General features: G+C 56.9%; 12 protein-coding genes. 4 read left to right on the top strand and 8 right to left on the bottom strand.

Features of this window, described 5'->3' with window-relative positions; genetic code table 11:
* Positions 1-27 precede the first annotated feature (27 nt).
* The 4 genes from sufD to DSL70_RS08975 form a co-directional block, all read right to left on the bottom strand.
* Positions 28-1,335 (bottom strand): Fe-S cluster assembly protein SufD, encoded by a 1,308-nt coding sequence (gene sufD / locus DSL70_RS08960; protein WP_119307569.1) that lies wholly within the window; start codon positions 1,333-1,335, stop codon positions 28-30.
* A 13-nt stretch (positions 1,336-1,348) separates the two neighbouring features.
* A complete protein-coding gene (gene sufC / locus DSL70_RS08965) occupies positions 1,349-2,101 on the bottom strand; it encodes a Fe-S cluster assembly ATPase SufC (RefSeq protein ID WP_119307570.1) in 753 nt (250 codons plus the stop codon).
* 126 nt (positions 2,102-2,227) lie between these two features.
* Positions 2,228-3,712, bottom strand: a complete 1,485-nt coding sequence (gene sufB / locus DSL70_RS08970; protein WP_119307571.1) for a Fe-S cluster assembly protein SufB — start codon at positions 3,710-3,712, stop codon at positions 2,228-2,230.
* A 251-nt stretch (positions 3,713-3,963) separates the two neighbouring features.
* On the bottom strand, positions 3,964-5,151 hold the full coding sequence (locus tag DSL70_RS08975) for a cysteine desulfurase family protein (RefSeq protein WP_119307572.1): 1,188 nt from the start codon (positions 5,149-5,151) through the stop codon (positions 3,964-3,966).
* Positions 5,152-5,515: 364 nt separating this feature from the next.
* On the opposite strand from DSL70_RS08975, the gene DSL70_RS08980 reads away from it, so the two are divergent.
* Complete coding sequence (locus DSL70_RS08980; RefSeq protein WP_119307573.1) at positions 5,516-6,214, top strand: alpha/beta hydrolase; 699 nt, start codon at positions 5,516-5,518, stop codon at positions 6,212-6,214.
* Positions 6,215-6,283: 69 nt separating this feature from the next.
* Here DSL70_RS08980 and DSL70_RS08985 read toward each other — a convergent pair whose 3' ends face one another.
* Positions 6,284-6,889 carry a class I SAM-dependent methyltransferase gene (locus DSL70_RS08985; protein ID WP_119307574.1) on the bottom strand — a complete coding sequence of 202 codons (606 nt, stop codon included), beginning with the start codon at positions 6,887-6,889 and terminating at the stop codon, positions 6,284-6,286.
* Between the two features lie 43 nt (positions 6,890-6,932).
* Entirely contained in the window at positions 6,933-8,072 is a 1,140-nt protein-coding gene (locus tag DSL70_RS08990) for an anhydro-N-acetylmuramic acid kinase (protein ID WP_205563206.1), read from the bottom strand.
* 151 nt (positions 8,073-8,223) lie between these two features.
* Between DSL70_RS08990 and tyrS the strand changes: the two genes are divergently transcribed.
* Complete coding sequence (gene tyrS / locus DSL70_RS08995; protein ID WP_119307575.1) at positions 8,224-9,480, top strand: tyrosine--tRNA ligase; 1,257 nt, start codon at positions 8,224-8,226, stop codon at positions 9,478-9,480.
* 151 nt (positions 9,481-9,631) lie between these two features.
* On the opposite strand, the gene DSL70_RS09000 is transcribed toward tyrS, so the two are convergent.
* Positions 9,632-13,042, bottom strand: a complete 3,411-nt coding sequence (locus DSL70_RS09000; protein ID WP_119307576.1) for an AsmA-like C-terminal region-containing protein — start codon at positions 13,040-13,042, stop codon at positions 9,632-9,634.
* 278 nt (positions 13,043-13,320) lie between these two features.
* Here DSL70_RS09000 and bcp point away from each other — a divergent pair, with 278 nt between their 5' ends.
* Positions 13,321-13,806, top strand: a complete 486-nt coding sequence (bcp, locus tag DSL70_RS09005; RefSeq protein ID WP_119307577.1) for a thioredoxin-dependent thiol peroxidase — start codon at positions 13,321-13,323, stop codon at positions 13,804-13,806.
* 282 nt (positions 13,807-14,088) lie between these two features.
* Entirely contained in the window at positions 14,089-15,594 is a 1,506-nt protein-coding gene (locus tag DSL70_RS09010) for a M23 family metallopeptidase (protein WP_119307578.1), read from the top strand.
* Between the two features lie 415 nt (positions 15,595-16,009).
* Here the strand turns inward: DSL70_RS09010 and prfB are convergent.
* Positions 16,010-17,141, bottom strand: a protein-coding gene (gene prfB / locus DSL70_RS09015; RefSeq protein ID WP_425359347.1) for a peptide chain release factor 2 whose coding sequence is annotated in 2 segments (ribosomal slippage) — positions 16,010-17,074 and positions 17,076-17,141 — 1,131 coding nt in all. Because the reading frame shifts where the segments join, the coding sequence is not laid out codon by codon here.
* Positions 17,142-17,177: the final 36 nt, after the last annotated feature.

Raw genomic sequence — 17,177 nt, forward strand, 5'->3', positions numbered from 1 at the left:
CATCAAAACAAAGCCTGTGTGCCCCGGTCAGTCAGCGAGGCCAAGACGGTCCAGAATGTAGGCCTCCAACGCTTCCACGAAACGGTCGTCGGAAACATTTTCGATGGCCTCTGCAAGGAAAGCCATGACCAACATTTTCTTGGCCAAGTCTTTGGAGATGCCACGTGCCCTGAGATAGAACAGGAGATCCTCATCCAGCTCGCCACAGGTTGCACCATGGCCGCAGACGACATCGTCCGCGTAGATTTCAAGCTCGGGCTTGTTGTTGAAGGAGGCATCCTCCGACAGCAAAAGCGCCTGACTCATCATCTTGGCGTCGGTCTTCTGGGCATACTGCCGCACGATGATCTGCCCCTGGAACACGCCCACGGCCTTGTCATCAAGCACTGTACGATACTGTTCCTTGGAATTGCAGTTCGGCACCGCATGATCCATTTTCAGCGTGATGTCGCTGTGGCGTGAGCCATTGACGAGGGATGCACCAAACAGATCGGCATCGCTATATTCACCGAGCATTGCCACAAAGGACTGGCTGCGGACAAACTTGCCGCTGGCCGACAGGGTGAAATGCTCGAAATGCACATGGCCGCCGACAGTCGCGGTGGTCGAACCGAGATGCAGGCCGTTATCGCCCTCATTGATGATGCGCAGAACATTGAGTTTGGCATCGTCGGCAACGCGATAGTCGATCGCGGTGTTGAGCTGATAGGCAGCCTCATCGCCGGTGAAGGTCTCGATCACGCCCACCTTGGAACCCTTGCCGATCACCACGCGGTTGCGCACGGTTGCCATGCCACCGCCAATCATGATGTGACGGATCTCCAGAGGCTTGTCGATCTCCGCACCCGCGGCGATTTCAACGATCACGCCGTCTTGCAACAGCGCAGTGTTGAGCGAAAGCGCGATATCACCCTGGGCAATGGCCGGGTCATCGAGTTGGAATTCCCCAGCCTGCAGCGCCTCGGCCACAGAGCGCACGGAAATCGCGTCGCCCAGATCCGCCAGATCAGACAATTCGGCAGAATAGATGCCATTGACCAGCACAAGGCGGCAGGTCTCCACCGCCTTGATGATATCAGCTCCGGAAAGCTGCTGCTTGGCCAGAGCACTGTCAACGGGCTGGGCAAGCGCCAGATCAGCAGGCATCGCCTTCTTGAGATCGGAATATTTCCATTCCTCGACCCGCCGCGTCGGCAGGCCATTTTCCTCAAAGGCGGAGGCCGCTGCCGAACGCAGCGACGCAAAACTCTCATTGCCCGGCAGAGCACCCTTGGCGCTCTCGATCAGGCTGGCCAGAGCCTTGTCGGCGGCAGTCTTGATTGCAGGAGTTGTCATGGTCACCTCCCGATCAAGCCGCTACTTCGCCAGTGAACTCGGCATAGCCTTTTTCTTCCAGCTCCAGCGCCAGAGACTTGTCGCCGGTCTTCACGATCTGGCCCTTGTACATGACATGCACCACATCCGGCACGATGTAGTTGAGCAGGCGCTGATAGTGGGTGATGACCAGCATGGAGCGTTCCGGCGACTTGAGGGCATTGACGCCTTCTGACACGATACGCAGAGCGTCGATGTCAAGACCGGAGTCCGTCTCGTCCAGAATGCAGAGCTTCGGCTCAAGAAGGGCCATCTGCAGGATCTCATTGCGCTTCTTCTCGCCGCCGGAGAAACCGACGTTGAGCGGACGGCGCAGCATTTCCTGCGTGACATTGAGCTTGGCCGACAGTTCCTTGACCTTCTTCATGAAATCAGGGGTTTTCAGCTCCCCCTCACCGCGCGCCACGCGCTGGGCATTGAGCGCGGTCTTGAGGAAGGTCATGTTGGCGACGCCGGGAATTTCGATCGGATACTGCATGGCAAGGAACAGACCGGCGGCGGCGCGCTCGTCGATTTCCATCTCCAGCACATTCTCGCCGTTGAAGAGGATTTCCCCTTCGGTGATCTCATAGTCTTCCTTGCCCGCCAGCACATAGGAGAGCGTCGATTTACCCGATCCGTTCGGGCCCATGATGGCATGGATTTCGCCCGGATTGATGGTCAGGTTGATACCGCGAAGGATCTTGTTGCCTTCGACTTCTGCATGAAGATTCTTGATTTCCAACATGGTTTTGTTTCCTTTGGGGCGTCGTCTTGAAGACTTCGCCATCCCGGTAATAACAAATGTCCGCTACCCGCCCACAGGAACCGGGCGCAACAGAATGAACATCGTTTCACAACACATGAAACACGCCTAGCCAACTGATCCTTCAAGGGAAATATTGATCAGCTTCTGCGCTTCGACGGCGAATTCCATCGGCAGCTGCTGGATCACATCCTTGACGAAACCGTTGACGATGAGGGCCACGGCCTCTTCCTCGCCGATACCACGTGCCTGACAATAGAACATCTGGTCATCGGAGATTTTGGAGGTGGTGGCCTCATGCTCGAAGATGGCTGACGCGCTCTTGCTCTCCACATAAGGCACCGTGTGGGCACCGCACTGATCGCCGATCAGCAGGCTGTCACACTGGGTGAAGTTGCGCGCATTGGCTGCCTTCTTGTGGGCCGAAACAAGGCCACGGTAGGTGTTGTTGGACCGCCCGGCAGAGATACCCTTGGAGATGATGCGGGAAGAAGTGTTCTTGCCCAGATGGATCATCTTGGTGCCGCTGTCGATCTGCTGATAGCCATTGGAAATGGCGATCGAGTAGAATTCGCCGGTGGAGTTGTCCCCACGCAGGATGCAGCTTGGATATTTCCAGGTAATGGCAGAGCCCGTTTCGACCTGGGTCCACGAGATCTTGGCATTCTTCTCGCGACAGTCACCACGCTTGGTAACGAAGTTGTAGATGCCGCCCTTGCCTTCACTGTCGCCCGGATACCAGTTCTGGACCGTCGAATATTTGATTTCGGCGTCTTCCAGAGCGATCAACTCGACCACAGCAGCGTGCAGCTGGTTCTCGTCGCGCTGCGGAGCGGTGCAGCCTTCCAGATAGGACACATAAGAGCCCTTGTCGGCAATGATCAGCGTCCGTTCGAACTGGCCCGTGTTCTGCTCGTTAATGCGGAAGTAGGTTGACAGCTCCATCGGGCACCGTACCCCTTCAGGCACATAGACGAAGGAGCCATCGGTGAACACGGCGCTGTTGAGTGTTGCGTAGAAATTGTCGGATACCGGCACCACGGAGGCAAGATACTTCTTGACCAGCTCCGGATGCTCGCGGATCGCCTCGGAGATCGAGCAGAAAATGACACCGGCCTTTTTCAGCTCTTCCTTGAAGGTGGTCGCAACGGACACCGAGTCGAACACGGCATCGACGGCAACCTTGGAATACTGACGGTTCTCTTCGGTGACACCGGCCAGAATTTCCTGTTCCTGCAGCGGGATGCCAAGCTTCGCATAGGTCTTGAGAAGCTCCGGATCCACCTCATCAAGGCTCTTGGGCCCTTCGGCAACCTTCGGTGCGGAATAGTAATAGATTTCGTTGAACTTCGGCTTCGGATAGTCGAGCTTGGCCCATGTGGGCTCCTCCATGGTCAGCCAGCGCCGATAGGCATCCAGCCGCCACTCCAACATCCATTCCGGCTCATGCTTCTTGGCAGAGATGAACCGGATCACGTCCTCGTTCAGTCCAAGAGGGGCTTTTTCGGATTCGATATCCGTCACAAAGCCATATTTATACTGGTCAACGTCGATCTGCTTGACTTGATCGACCGTCTCCTTCACAGCAGCCATTTGCTACTCCATGCTAGCGCGGTTTCAAAGACCGCCGGTCATAGGGCTGCCCGCCCAGTTTCCTGCATTATCGAGGATCCAACACTGGTCTGTTGGCAAAGCAAAAGCGACGTGAGATGCCCGATAGCAGTTTTTAACTCATCTCATTTTGCCTTGATGCAGCAGGTAGGAACCCGCAGCACACCCGCTTAAAACACTGCCTCATCGCATGAGGGCAGAAACTTCAAACCGTGAACTCTATATAAGCGCGCTCACGATGCCTTCTCAATGCCTCTCAAACTATTTTTTGAGTTTTTGACGCATATTTGTTCAAGAGCACTGACAAGTGCATGTATTTCGGTCTCTTTACTGCTCCAGCCAAGGCTCACGCGAATGGCACAGGCCGCCAGAGACGACTCGTATCCCATGGCTAGAAGCACATGGGAGGCGGAAATCTTGCCCGAAGAACAGGCCGACCCGGAACTGACGGCAATCCCTGCCAGATCCAGCCGGATCAGCGTTGTCTCGCCCTTAAGGCCCGGAATGGCGAACTGGCAGCCATTGCCAACCCGTGGTGCACCTTCGCCGAAGATGACCGCGTCCGGCGCCATTTGCCGCAACCGCACTTCAAAGGCATCCCGCATTCTGGCAAGCCCGTCCATGACCTCGCCTGTCGCAAGTGCCTCATGCACCATCTGGCAGGCGACACCGAATCCGACGATGCCCGCCACATTCTCCGTACCGGCGCGCAACCGATTCTCCTGCGGTCCGCCCGTGATCAACGGCTCCGGCTCTGTTCCCTCATCGGCCATGACCAGAGCCCCAACACCCTTGGGGCCACCGAGCTTGTGAGCCGAGAGCGACAGGCTGGTGCAGCCAATCGCCCCGATATCAAGAGGAATACGCCCGGCAGCCTGCACGGCATCAAGATGGAAATAGGCGTTATAAGCCTTGGCCAGCGCCCCAATTTCTTCCATCGGCTGAATGACGCCGGTTTCACTGTTCACCGCCATGACGGCAATCATAGGTCGACCAGCGTCCTGATCGTGCGCTTCCAGCAGACGCCGCAGCGCATCAAGGTCAACCACGCCATTGGCAAGCACCGGAATCTCGGTGCGGTCCCCAAGTGCAAACCGCCCGCCAGACAGCACGGAAGGATGCTCGATGGCGCTCATATAGAGATGGGAAGCACGGTCCAGTTGATACGTGACCTTCATGTTCGGCGACAGGGCCAGCATGTTCGCTTCGCTTGCACCGGACGTGAAGATCACCTGACGCATCACGCCACCGACCAGCTCTGCCACCTGTTGCCTTGCCCGCTCGACAACAGCCCTAGCGTCGCGCCCTTCCTTGTGAACCGACGAAGCATTGCCGATGATGTCCCAGGCAGCAACAATGGCTTCCCGGACTTCCGGTCGCAAAGGCGACGTTGCATTATGATCCAGATAGGCGCGCTGCATACCGATTCCTTGTCAGTGCCCTTGTAAATTGCCCCACGGAAACAACTCCGGGGCCTTGCTCTATCCATTTACCACGGCGCCACATAAAATTAAGCCGCCTCGAAAAGTTATTTCGTCTAGCCGATGCAAAAAAGCTTGAAATTCAACCATTCATCTGTGCTATGAAGGGCAATCAAATGGATCGCAGCGCTTTCAGTTTTGAACTATTCTAAAGCAGATTTATAAAACTTGCCTCAATTAGTCAAGTTTTATGATCCCATCCTCTTGCGGGATGCGCAAATGTACACATATTAGTTCGGTGAGCTTCACGCTGAAGCCGCGAGATCCCCATAATGAACCAATTTGAAAGAGGACCGGGCAACCAATGCCAGAGGTGATCTTTAATGGCCCTGCCGGGCGCCTGGAAGGACGGCTGCATCCCTCCAGAAACCGCAAGGCTCCAATTGCACTTATTCTCCATCCGCATCCGCGGTTTGGCGGCACCATGAACAACGAGATCATCTATCATCTCTATTACATGTTCGCCCGCCGTGGGTTCACCGTGCTTCGCTTCAACTTCCGTGGCGTCGGCAGATCACAGGGCACCTTTGACCATGGTGTCGGTGAATTGTCGGATGCAGCGGCCGCTCTGGACTGGGTACAGACCTTCCATTCCGAAGCGCCCGGCGTCTGGATTGCAGGCTTCTCCTTTGGTGCCTGGATCGGGATGCAGCTCTTGATGCGGCGTCCGGAAGTGGAGGGTTTCATCTCCATTGCTCCACCGGCAAACCTTTATGACTTCTCCTTCCTTGCCCCCTGCCCGTCTTCGGGTCTCATCACCCACGGCGGCATGGACAAGGTGGTCCCGCACAAGGATGTTCAAGCGCTCGTTGACAAGCTCAAGACCCAGAAGGGCATTGTCATCGATCAGGAGATCATCCCCGGTGCGAACCACTTCTTCAAGGAAGAGACCGATCAGCTGATCAACGTCTGCGCCAACTATCTGGACAAGCGGATCGGCTTTGATCCGTCGCAGTTGGAAGACATCGCGGAAAAGGGCGATCATACTGACGCCACCGAGTAGTATCTTCAGACACACGAAAAAAAGGCCGCTTCAACAGCGGCCTTTTTTCATGCGCTCATGTCAGAGTTGTCAGCCCTTGCGGAAGGCAAAGCGGCTCCAGGTGATACCCTTGGCCTTGTTGAGCGGCTGGGTTGATTCGACATTGGCGTGGCTGACCAGCGTCAGCCCGAGGGTTCGGGCCGCCTCGATGATCTCCTCATCGGTAACCTCGAACATCAACCGCCCTTCCGGCGGTTCGCCGTGGCGCACGGTCATCGCCATGAAGCCTCCCGGATTGAGCAGCGCGCACAGACGCTCCATGCCCAGCACCCGTTCATCAACATCGAGATGCATCCAGACCGCGATCAAAGTGACAATGTCAAAGGTGCGATCACCAAGCGACGCCAGTTCAGGCAGAGTATCCTCAAGCCATTCAACAGCTTCTGCCCCTTCCTTGGCCAGCGCAATGGTCCGGAAGGCATCGGTCGGTTCCACCGCCGTCACTTGATAGCCCATGGATGCATAATGCAGCCCATCCCGGCCAGACCCGGCCCCCACATCCAGAACCGTCTGCGGCGGCTCAGGCAACATATGCAGAAACCAGCTATGCGTCTCTTCGATATTATAACCGTCGTAACGCTTTGCAAGACTGCCTGCAGTTACCTCATAACCCCTGTTGCTTGGAACACTGACCATGAATTCCCCTCTTCTTGTCGTGTTTTCAATCAAGTGTCGACCATTACACCGGCAATGACAAGACCCCTCCCGATAATGGAGCCTTCACGCCGGTGGTGCGCGGAAATGTAAGTGGCAGTTTCCGCAGGGACCGGACAGCCAGATAGCCAAACGCTTCTGCTTCCATCGAATCCCCATTCCATCCAAGGGCGTCAGCCTGCATGACCGGGCTGTCCAGAGCCTCGCCAAGCTGCGCCATCATGTAGTCATTATGCTGTCCGCCACCACACACGACAACCATCTTGGCGGCTTCGCCTTCCTGGATCTCCATATGCTCCAGTCCAAGACAGATGGTCTCGACCGTGAAGGCCGTCAGCGTTGCAGCGCCATTTTCCAGCGACAGCGCCTCGATCGGTGCGACATCAAACGCATTGCGATCCAGCGACTTCGGTGCCGCCTTGCGGAAATAGGGGTTGCCCATCAGCGTGATGAGAGCAAGGAAATCGACCGATCCGCTCGCTGCAATCGCGCCCCCCTCATCCATCGCCAGATTGTCCTTTCTGAAAACCCAGTCATTGATCAGGGCATTACCCGGCCCACTGTCAAAGGCGGTAAGCGTGCCATCCTTGCCGATCCAGGTGATATTGGCAACCCCGCCAATATTGATGATCGCCAATGGTTGTTGCAGCGGAATGACACTCGAAGCCTGCAGCGCCTTGTGATAGATCGGCACCAGCGGTGCGCCCTGCCCGCCAGCGGCCACGTCAGCCGCCCGGAAATCATGCACCACCGGCACCTTGCAGGCATTGGCCAGCGCCTGACCATTACCGATCTGAACCGTGATCCCCGAAGCGGGATCGTGCCAAACTGTCTGTCCATGAAAGCCGATGACATCCGGCTGCAGCCCGCGCGCAGAATCCTGTGCCATCAAACGGCCAACCGCCTCGATATGCGCCCGGGTGATCAACGCCTCCGCCTCGATAAGGCAACCGGGGCGGGCCGTCCTGTTCTTCATCCCCTGCGCATCCTCCATCGCACGACGCAGCAGGGTCTGCTCCGCAGGCTCATAGGGCCTGAAGGCCGAGGCAAGGGACCTCAGCTGTCCTTCCCCATCGGTTTCGATCAGTGCGGCATCGACGCCATCGCAAGACGTCCCGCTCATCAGCCCGATGGCAAGCGACAGTTTTTCTTCATTTTTTGCCATTTTTGTCCCCGTCTCCCAATCTTGCTAGTGATCTTTTCCAATAACTTTGCTAGACCAACTCCCCGAAAGGCCGTCCTGTCCGGTGTGCCCAACATCAAAGACATCTGGCCAGACTAGCAGTAACAACCGTATCTTTAAGGAGAAAAGCGGCATGACCGCCTTCAAATCCGAATTTCTACACACTTTGAGTGAGCGCGGCTTCATTCATCAGTGCTCAGACCCGGAAGGGTTGGACAAACTCTTTAGCTCGGAGACGGTAACTGCTTATGTGGGCTACGACTGCACGGCTCCGTCTGTCCATGTGGGCAACCTCGTCTCGATGATGATCCTGCACTGGATGCAGAAAACCGGCCACCGCCCGATCGCCCTGATGGGCGGCGGCACCACCATGGTCGGCGATCCGTCCGGCCGTGATGAAACCCGCCAGCTTCTGACCCCGGAAAAGATCCAGTCCAACAAGGAAAGCATCCGCGAGGTTTTCTCCAAATTGCTCGACTTCGGCGACGGCCCGACCGACGCCATTCAGGAAGACAATGCCCGCTGGCTGCTCGAACTCAACTATGTCGAATTCCTGCGCGACATCGGCTCCCGCGTTTCGGTCAACCAGATGCTGGCCCGAGATTCCGTCCGTCTGCGTCTTGAACGCGAACAGGCCCTGAGCTTCCTCGAATTCAACTACATGCTCCTGCAGGCCTACGACTACACCCAGCTCAACAAGCTCTATGGCTGCCGCCTGCAGATGGGCGGGTCCGACCAGTGGGGCAACATCGTCTCGGGTATCGACCTCTGCCGCCGCATCAACAATGCCGAATGCTTTGCCCTCACCGTGCCGCTGATCACCAAGTCCGACGGCTCCAAGATGGGCAAGTCCGTCTCCGGCGCCATCTGGCTGCGTGGCGACATGTACAGCCCTTATGACTACTGGCAGTTCTGGCGCAACGTCTCCGACGCCGACGTCGGTCGCTTCCTCAAGCTCTACACCACGCTGCCGATGGACGAAATCCGTCGTCTGGAAGCCCTGCAGGGCAACGAGCTGAACGAAGCCAAGAAGATTCTGGCAACCGAAGCAACTGCGCTCATTCACAGCCGCATCGACGCCGACAACGCCGCCGAGACCGCCTTCAAGACTTTCGAGGCTGGCCAGGCTGCAGAAGCCAACCTGCCTACCATCGAAGTCTCTTCCAGTGAGCTTGAAGCTGGCATTGGCATTCTGGCCGCCTTCGTCAATGCTGGCCTTGCGAAATCCAACGGCGAAGCCCGCCGCTCCATCAAGGGCGGCGCCCTGAAGCTCAATGATGACACCGTGACCGACGACAGCCTGGTGCTGACAAAGGCTCACCTCAATGAAGACGGCGTCATCAAGCTCTCCATGGGCAAGAAGAAACACGTCCTGCTGAAGCTCTCCTGAGCTCAACCACTGGCGCCTCCTGCAAAAAGCCGACTTCCAGTGAGGAAAGAACCAGACATGAAAAAGGCTCCCGCAAGGGAGCCTTTTTTGTTTGCTTCGCAAGGACGGCAAAAGCGGTAGCTGCCTTCCTCCCTCCCTGTAAGAGAGGCCATCAAAACTCGAATATCTTGCGGAACACGCCCGGTGCCAGCAGCGAGGCAGGATTGACGATCAGCGTCGGGTTGGCCATGTTTCCCTTCACCACATAGGTAATGCCCAGCAGCCCCTCATTCTTGCGGTTGCCAAGCGCCCGCCCAATCACCGGCAGGCGACTGAAGATATTGTTGACCTTGTAGGCGGGTATATAAGTTCCCGAGACATTGAGGTTGCGCGACTTCATGTCGATGGACCCGTCCACCGTCGCGCCCAGCACCGGTCCCTTGAGGATGCCGCGGCTGATGTCGAACAGGCCATTCTCGCCAGAGTATTGCACGGAGAAGGAATCAAACCCGCTGTCGACATTCTGCGTCGAAGACTTCGACGACTGGCGCTTCTCCACCTGGCCGCTGATCTGAAAGTCCTTGAGGAACAGCGACCCGGCAATCGTGTCGATGCCCTTTTGCAGCGCGACCGACAGCGCGAGCTGACCGCCGACAACCCGATCCACCACCCCGAGAAAGCGGAACAGCGCCCCGGCATCAAGCGCCTCGATATGCAGGGTCGGATATTTCTCCTTCGTGGTGGTCACCTCAAGCATGCTCGTTCCATTGAGTGCACCCCGTACATCGACCTGCCTGATTTGCCCGCTGGCGATTTCCGCGCTCGCGCTAAACCCAGAGATAGCCTGACCGGACAAGCCGATCACCCGCTTGATTTCCGCATTGAGGATGACGCTTTCCCTGGATTCATCCTTCTTTTCCTTCGAAATGAACGGACTGCCCATCAGCTTGCCACGCAAATCAAGCACATCGCCAGAGACGGCTATGCGATAAGGTCCCTGCCCGTTGCGGGTCACATCCAGCGCCAGCCGGTCACCGCGGCTGAGTTCCAGACGGGTAAGCTTGAGGGCTTGCAGCCCATCGTCCTTGCTGATCTCAACCGAACCCTCGGCTTCGAAGCCATCGCCCGAAACGGCCAGATCCTTGACCTCAAAATGATCGCCACGATCTATAAGCTCAAACTTTGCCGCACCCCGGACGTTCGGCTTCTTGCTCCAGCCCAGCTCGTTGAGATCCAGCTCGGCCTTGGTCAGATCCGCTTCCACCTTTATAACCTTGGGAGCATCGCTGCTCTGCGTCGCCCGGACGGAAGTCGCCCCTCTCAGCCATTCATCAAGCCCGAGCCCCAATCGCTTCCTGTCGGCATCAGTCAACAGCAGATCAAAGCTCGAGGACGTCACAACCTTGCTGTCGCTCGAGGAAGACAGATCGAGCGCCGCACTGATCCCGTCAATGGTCGCCAGTCCCTTGATGTCCATGCGATCACCATCGGTATTGATGACCACGTCCGCACCAGCCACCTCATGGCCGCGCAAGGGCACCTTGCTCGCCACATCCTTGAGGGTGATCTGCGCATCATAATGCACGTCGTCCAGCGTCAGGGGATCGATGAAGGGGAAGCTCAGTCGCACCTTGGCGCTCGCTGTTCCACTCAGATCCGAAGCCTTCTGCTTTTCCTTTTTGAGGGTGTTGAGCGGCTCACTGTCGATGATTTCACCAAACGCCACAGCACTGCCTTCACCTTCCAGCGAGACGATGCCGGTTGCCGGCTTCTGGGAATGATCGGGAATCTCGAACCGACCGTTACTGACAGGGAAGAACAGACCGCTTTTGGTCACGAACCGCCCCGCATCAATCGAGGTCTGGAATGTGCGGCCCGTCACCGTTCCCTTGCCCGCCAGCTGGTTGCTGGACGGCAGGTCGCCAAATTCCTTCAGGCTGACATCCTCATAGCCGAACGATCCCTTGACAGCGTCGTCAGGCAGCACAAGGCGCCCCTCTTCATTGCGCGCAAACATGCTTTCGGTCAGGGCGAGATCAAACCGGCCACCGGTGGTGCGCCCACCCTGAAGATGGTTCAGCAGCCACCTGCGCGCGCCATTGGCGATATTCACCGGCCACATGTGCAACAACAGATCGTAAGGCATGGCGGAAATGTCAAAGCCCATATTGAGGGCGACCTCGCCATCGACCTGAGAAATCGTTCCGCTGCCATGCAGGCTACCTTCATTCGCCACCATGCGGAAATCATCAACCGTGGCGATGCCGCTCTTGCGCTCGATATGGGCAAGCAGCAGGATCTGCTGCAACATACGGCTTGGATGAGGATTGTCCCGGGCGGCAAGCTTTATGTTGTTGGCCTCCACCTGCACCTGGATGTTGCCATCTTCTGTCTCAGGCCAGACAATGACACCCCGAAATGCCCCGCCGGTCTCACCAAACAGCACATGGCTGTCCGACAGACGCAGCATCCGCTTTTCCGGCACCCAGTCAAACCGCAGCATGGCGCTGTTGAGATAGGCCTCATCTTTCTCGCCGAATTCCAGCAACCCCTCGCCGACATTAAGCACCATCTTCACACCGGAAAGCGCATCCTTGTCGTTGAAATCCAGTTGCGCCCGCCCGGCAAAGGCAGAGCTGAAATTGAAATTGACGGTTTCATCAGAGAAGCGCGGCAAAAGATCCGGAAGCGAAATATTCTCGAAAACCAGCTGAACCGAACGTCCGCCACCATTGGCCTCGGACGATGTCAGCGGCGTTTCCCCCATCGCCGAATGAATACGGCCATGGCGCCCATCATAGGCAAAATCGATCCGCCAGAGGCTGTCTTCCTCTCCCAGCGGGTTATAGGCGAAGGCCACATTCCTGTAGATCTTGTGCTTGTTCAGCACATCATCGTGGAAGGTGATCTCCGTGTTGCGGATCAGGATCTGCGGCGGCCGCCGATCCAGATCCTCATCAGCCAGCGGCTTGAGCGCCCGGCGCATGGCATTGATGGCCGACACGAACTGTGGCTCATTGGGGTCATAAAGCCGCGTTTCGGGAACAGCCCTGCTGCTCAGCACACTCGGATCCTGCCCGGCGATCAGCAATCGCCCGGTCTGGTCGCGCCAGACCTTCACCGACATGCTCAGAATAATGATGCTCTTGGCGCGAATCTGCTGTTGCACCAGTGCAAGAAGATCGAGCTCGAGATCAATCTTGGGCGCCGAAAGAAGTTCCTCATCACCCTCGGACAGCGCCACATGACTGAGCTGCAACGACAGCCTTCCATTCTCGGAAAGCCCAATCATCACGTCCTCGATCTGAAGGTCCTGGCCTGCGGGAAGAGTCGTCTTGACCAGATTTTCCACCTGATCACGCAGCCCGCTGATCGAGAGAGGCGCGTAATAGAGACGCAGCGCCAATCCCCCAAGCAGCAGCGCAACGATCACCACCAGCGCAATCAGGGCGATCATGATGCGTCGCTTGGCTTTCGAAGGTTTCCTGATAACGGCGGGGGCAGAGGAAGACAGATCGGATGCAGCCTTGTCCTGCGCGGAAGGATGCTCGTTATCCGGCGGCGTCTCCAAGCGATCAGTCAAAGTAACATGCCTCCCTATGCACTTCAGTTTCAGTCCCGAACGCCCATGTCGTCCGACCACATTACCCAGACTGCCCCTTGTCCTGTTAGGCCAGATTCGGGTACCCCACAAGAGCTTTCTAAGTCGCAGAAGCCCGGGACGAGGAAATTTTTCTCTTCACCGCAACAGGCCAATCGCCCTATGATCTGCGGTGGTGCGAACATCGTGCGATCGGTCAAAGCCCCGACCGCCCCGTGTCAGGTTACCTAGACCGCACAAAAGAGACGAAAGGATGACCCATGGCTGAAACGAACACAAATCCGGAAACAGGCGATCTTGCCCCTGACTTCACCCTGAAAACCAACGGGGACGGCGAGATTTCCCTCAGCGCCTGCGAGGGCAAGCCGATCGTCCTCTACTTTTATCCCAAGGATAACACCCCCGGCTGCACCATCGAAGCTGTAGACTTCAGCGCCCTGTCCGCCGAATTCTCAAAACTCGGCGCCCTGATCATCGGTGTCTCGCCAGACAGCGTGCAGAAGCATGACAATTTCATTGCAAAGCATGATCTCTCCATCGTGCTGGCCTCCGATCCAGATACTGCCGTTTGCCAAGCCTATGGCGTGTGGGTTGAAAAGTCGATGTACGGCAAGACCTACATGGGCGTTGAACGCAGCACATTCCTGATCGATAGCACTGGCAAGATCGCCAACAGCTGGCGAAAGGTGAAGGTCAAGAATCATGCGGTTGAAGTTCTCGAAGCCGTCAAAGGCCTTGATGCCTGAGACTGCGTCTTAGACGGCGTCTGGGACGGCGTCCGAGATGGTGCCCAGGATGGACGCCTGAGGAAAGACCCGCATTCGCCCATTACGACAATGACGCTGGAGCATCATCCACCCAGCGTCCATCCTTGCCCGTTAACCACGTTGATTTTGCCTAAATCAGCAGAATACCAAGGCTTTCAGCGCTCCACCCCGCCTCTGTAGACAGTTGTTTAAACGAAATATTAACCATATTCGCTGTGTAATGGATTCCAGTTGAGAGTCTGTGTATTGGCTGGATGTTGAATGCTGTCTGGAGCAAGAAGTAGAGAGTTCGGGCGCCGCAAGGAACCACATCGCATCATCATCGCCCATGGCGATGTTGTGCAGGACTTTGTCGTTCGTCCATGGATCATGTCGAGCCTCGCCTTTCTCGGCGTCGTTTTCAGCGTGCTCTACCTTTCGGCCACTGCCTATCTTGTCTTCCGTGACGAAATCATCACCTTCTCGCGCTCAGAACAGGCGCAGATGCAAAGCGAATATGAAGACCGCATTGCCCAGTTGCGAAGCCAGATCGACCGCATCGCCAGCCGCCAGATGCTGGACCAGCAGGCGCTGCAAAGCCATGTCCAGACCCTGATGCAGAAACAGGCCGACTTCGAGGCCTATTCCTCCGTTCTCGAACCGATCATAACCAAGGCCCGCAAGGCTGGACTGCCCATTCGCTCCGAGCTGAAGGTTCCGCTGCCGCGGACTGCCCCTTGGCGCCAGAATGAAAAGCAGGCAGATGCAGGTCCGGCCCCCGCTAGCGGACCCAATGTTCAGGCCAGCGCCGAGCAAGACAAGCGCCTCGTGGTGGCCCAGGCAACAGCCGACGTAACACCGGAGGCCATCTCCAGCCGCTTCAAGGAACTGACACGACTCGGCTTCCGCAGCACCAATTCCTTTACCGACGCCGCCGAAGCCAATTCTGACAACGGCCCAGACACCGGCACGAATGAGACCTTGCCACTCTCTTCAGGCTCGGATGACATTCTCCTTGCCTCCGCATTTGATGAAGCGGACCCGTCCATCATCGACGCGCCGGAAGCCTCGCCAAATGGCAACCAGACCATCGTCAAGCTTGCGGACGCCGCAGGCAGGCTCGAGCAGGAAATGGTTGATAGCAAGGTCATTCTGCACAACCTGCTGACCGACCTCCGGTACAAGTCGAGCCGCGTCGAGCAGCGCATCGCAGCGCTTGGCATCAAGGTTGATCTGCCGGAAGAAGAAGGCGGTATCGGCGGTCCCTACATCCCCATCACCGAGGATTATGACCACGATCAGCTGGCTGAAGATGCCGAAAAGGTCGAGTTGGCACTTGATCGTTTCACCCAGTTGAAAAATCAGGTCATCAAGCTGCCCATCAGTCATCCTCTGGTTTCCGGCCATCTCAGCAGCAAATTCGGTATCCGCAAGGACCCGTTCCTTGACCGGATGTCCATGCATTCCGGCATCGATGTTGCCGACACCTATGGCTCACTCATCCGGGCTGCCGGCTTTGGCACAGTGACCTATGCTGGTCCGCGCGCCGGTTATGGCCTGATGGTAGAAGTCGATCACGGCAACGGTGTTGTCAGCCGCTACGCTCACATGAGCAAGGTGTTGGCCAATGAAGGTGAGAAGGTCACCACGGCAACCGTGCTGGGCAAGGTTGGTTCGACCGGGCGCTCCACTGGTCCACACCTGCATTTCGAGACCCGGGTTGGTGGCAAGGCCGTGAACCCCTATTCTTTCCTTATCGCAGGAAAAGAATTGCATAAGCTGATTTAGGCCTATTTTAACTTATCCTTAACACTTCCTTTTGCTTTCAATCTCCATCACCAGACAGCGCCCGCCCAATGGCTCCATTTTCTTTCCGCCAGCATTGGTGTGAAAACGACGACTCGTGCTCTTCTGTCTGGAGTTGCCACAGACCTCGTTGGTTGCCCGCCGCGTGGATATGGCGTAATCGGCGATGGTAAATCCGAACCCTAAAATCCTCCTCATTTGGGCTCCAAACCACGCCAATGGTTCAAGTGAGGCGGTTTCTTGCCGAAATCGTGGAACCTGCCCAGTTCTCCGCCGTAGGTGGAGTTGGAGGTGGAGATTTACTGTAGATACAAAAATGGCCCGAACCGGAAACCGGTTCGGGCCTTTTCAATTTCAGAAAGACAACAGAGCGGCCGCACTGGATCAGGGCTCCGCCCTAGACCAGATCTTCGACCTCAGCCCCTTCCGTGCCATAGGCACGCTGCGCCAAAGCGGCTTCCATGTAAGGCGTTAGCGCTCCATCGAGCACATCCTGAGGGCTGGTGCTTTCCACACCGGTGCGCAAATCCTTGACCAGCTGATAGGGCTGAAGGACATAGGACCGGATCTGATGCCCCCACCCGATATCGGTCTTGGATGCATTCTCGGCACTCGCCTTGTCCTCACGGATCTGCAACTCGCGCTCATAGAGACGCGCCCGCAACATGTCCCAGGCCTGAGCCCGGTTCTTGTGCTGGCTGCGCTCGTTCTGACACTGAACCACAATCCCCGTCGGATAGTGCGTTATGCGGACAGCCGAGTCGGTCGTGTTGACATGCTGGCCACCAGCACCGGAGGCGCGGTAGGTATCGATGCGGCAATCACTCTCGTTGATTTCAATCTCGATCGTGTCGTCGATCACCGGATAGACCCAGACGGAGGAGAATGACGTATGACGCCGCGCCTGACTGTCGAACGGCGAGATGCGCACCAGACGATGCACACCGGATTCGGTCTTGGCCCAGCCATAGGCATTCTCGCCCTTGACCATGATGGTCGCAGCCTTGATGCCAGCCTCTTCACCGGCAGTGACTTCAAGCACATCCACCTTGAACCCGGCCTTCTCGGCCCAGCGGGTATACATGCGCAGCAACATGGAGGCCCAATCCTGGCTCTCCGTACCACCCGCACCGGAATGCACTTCGATATAGCAGTCCATTCCGTCAGCCTCGCCCGAGAGCATCGTCTCGATCTGCTGGCGTGAAATGTCTTTCAGAAGGGCATGCAGGGTCTGTTCTGCATCAGTGATCACATCCTGATCCCCTTCCATCTCGCCCAGTTCGATAAGCTCGATGGAATCATTGAGATCCTGATTGGCCTTGAGATAGCCATTGATCGCCGTCTCCAGCTTCTGGCGCTCCTGCATCAGCTTCTGGGCATTCTGAGGATCATTCCAAAGGTTGGGATCTTCGGCGAGGTTATTCAGTTCAAGAAGGCGTTTCTGGGCAACATCCCAGTCAAAGATGCCTCCTCAGCAGAGCAAGACCCTGCTTGATTTCGTCGACTACATTCTGGATTTCTGCGCGCATGCGGTTCTCTTTATTCGTAACGGAGAGGATGGACAA

It is taken from the genome of Cohaesibacter haloalkalitolerans (assembly GCF_003574655.1).
GTDB classification, from domain to species: Bacteria; Pseudomonadota; Alphaproteobacteria; order Rhizobiales; family Cohaesibacteraceae; genus Cohaesibacter; species Cohaesibacter haloalkalitolerans.

Bases quoted from the DNA above. Each gene is read 5' to 3' on its own strand.
- DSL70_RS09010 (WP_119307578.1), top strand. From the start codon at position 14,089: ATGCTGTCTGGAGCAAGAAGTAGAGAGTTCGGGCGCCGCAAGGAACCA.
- DSL70_RS08980 (WP_119307573.1), top strand. From the start codon at position 5,516: ATGCCAGAGGTGATCTTTAATGGCCCTGCCGGGCGCCTGGAAGGACGG.
- sufD (WP_119307569.1), bottom strand. From the start codon at position 1,335: ATGACAACTCCTGCAATCAAGACTGCCGCCGACAAGGCTCTGGCCAGC.
- DSL70_RS08985 (WP_119307574.1), bottom strand. From the start codon at position 6,889: ATGGTCAGTGTTCCAAGCAACAGGGGTTATGAGGTAACTGCAGGCAGT.
- tyrS (WP_119307575.1), top strand. From the start codon at position 8,224: ATGACCGCCTTCAAATCCGAATTTCTACACACTTTGAGTGAGCGCGGC.
- DSL70_RS08975 (WP_119307572.1), bottom strand. From the start codon at position 5,151: ATGCAGCGCGCCTATCTGGATCATAATGCAACGTCGCCTTTGCGACCG.
- bcp (WP_119307577.1), top strand. From the start codon at position 13,321: ATGGCTGAAACGAACACAAATCCGGAAACAGGCGATCTTGCCCCTGAC.
- sufB (WP_119307571.1), bottom strand. From the start codon at position 3,712: ATGGCTGCTGTGAAGGAGACGGTCGATCAAGTCAAGCAGATCGACGTT.
- sufC (WP_119307570.1), bottom strand. From the start codon at position 2,101: ATGTTGGAAATCAAGAATCTTCATGCAGAAGTCGAAGGCAACAAGATC.
- DSL70_RS08990 (WP_205563206.1), bottom strand. From the start codon at position 8,072: ATGGCAAAAAATGAAGAAAAACTGTCGCTTGCCATCGGGCTGATGAGC.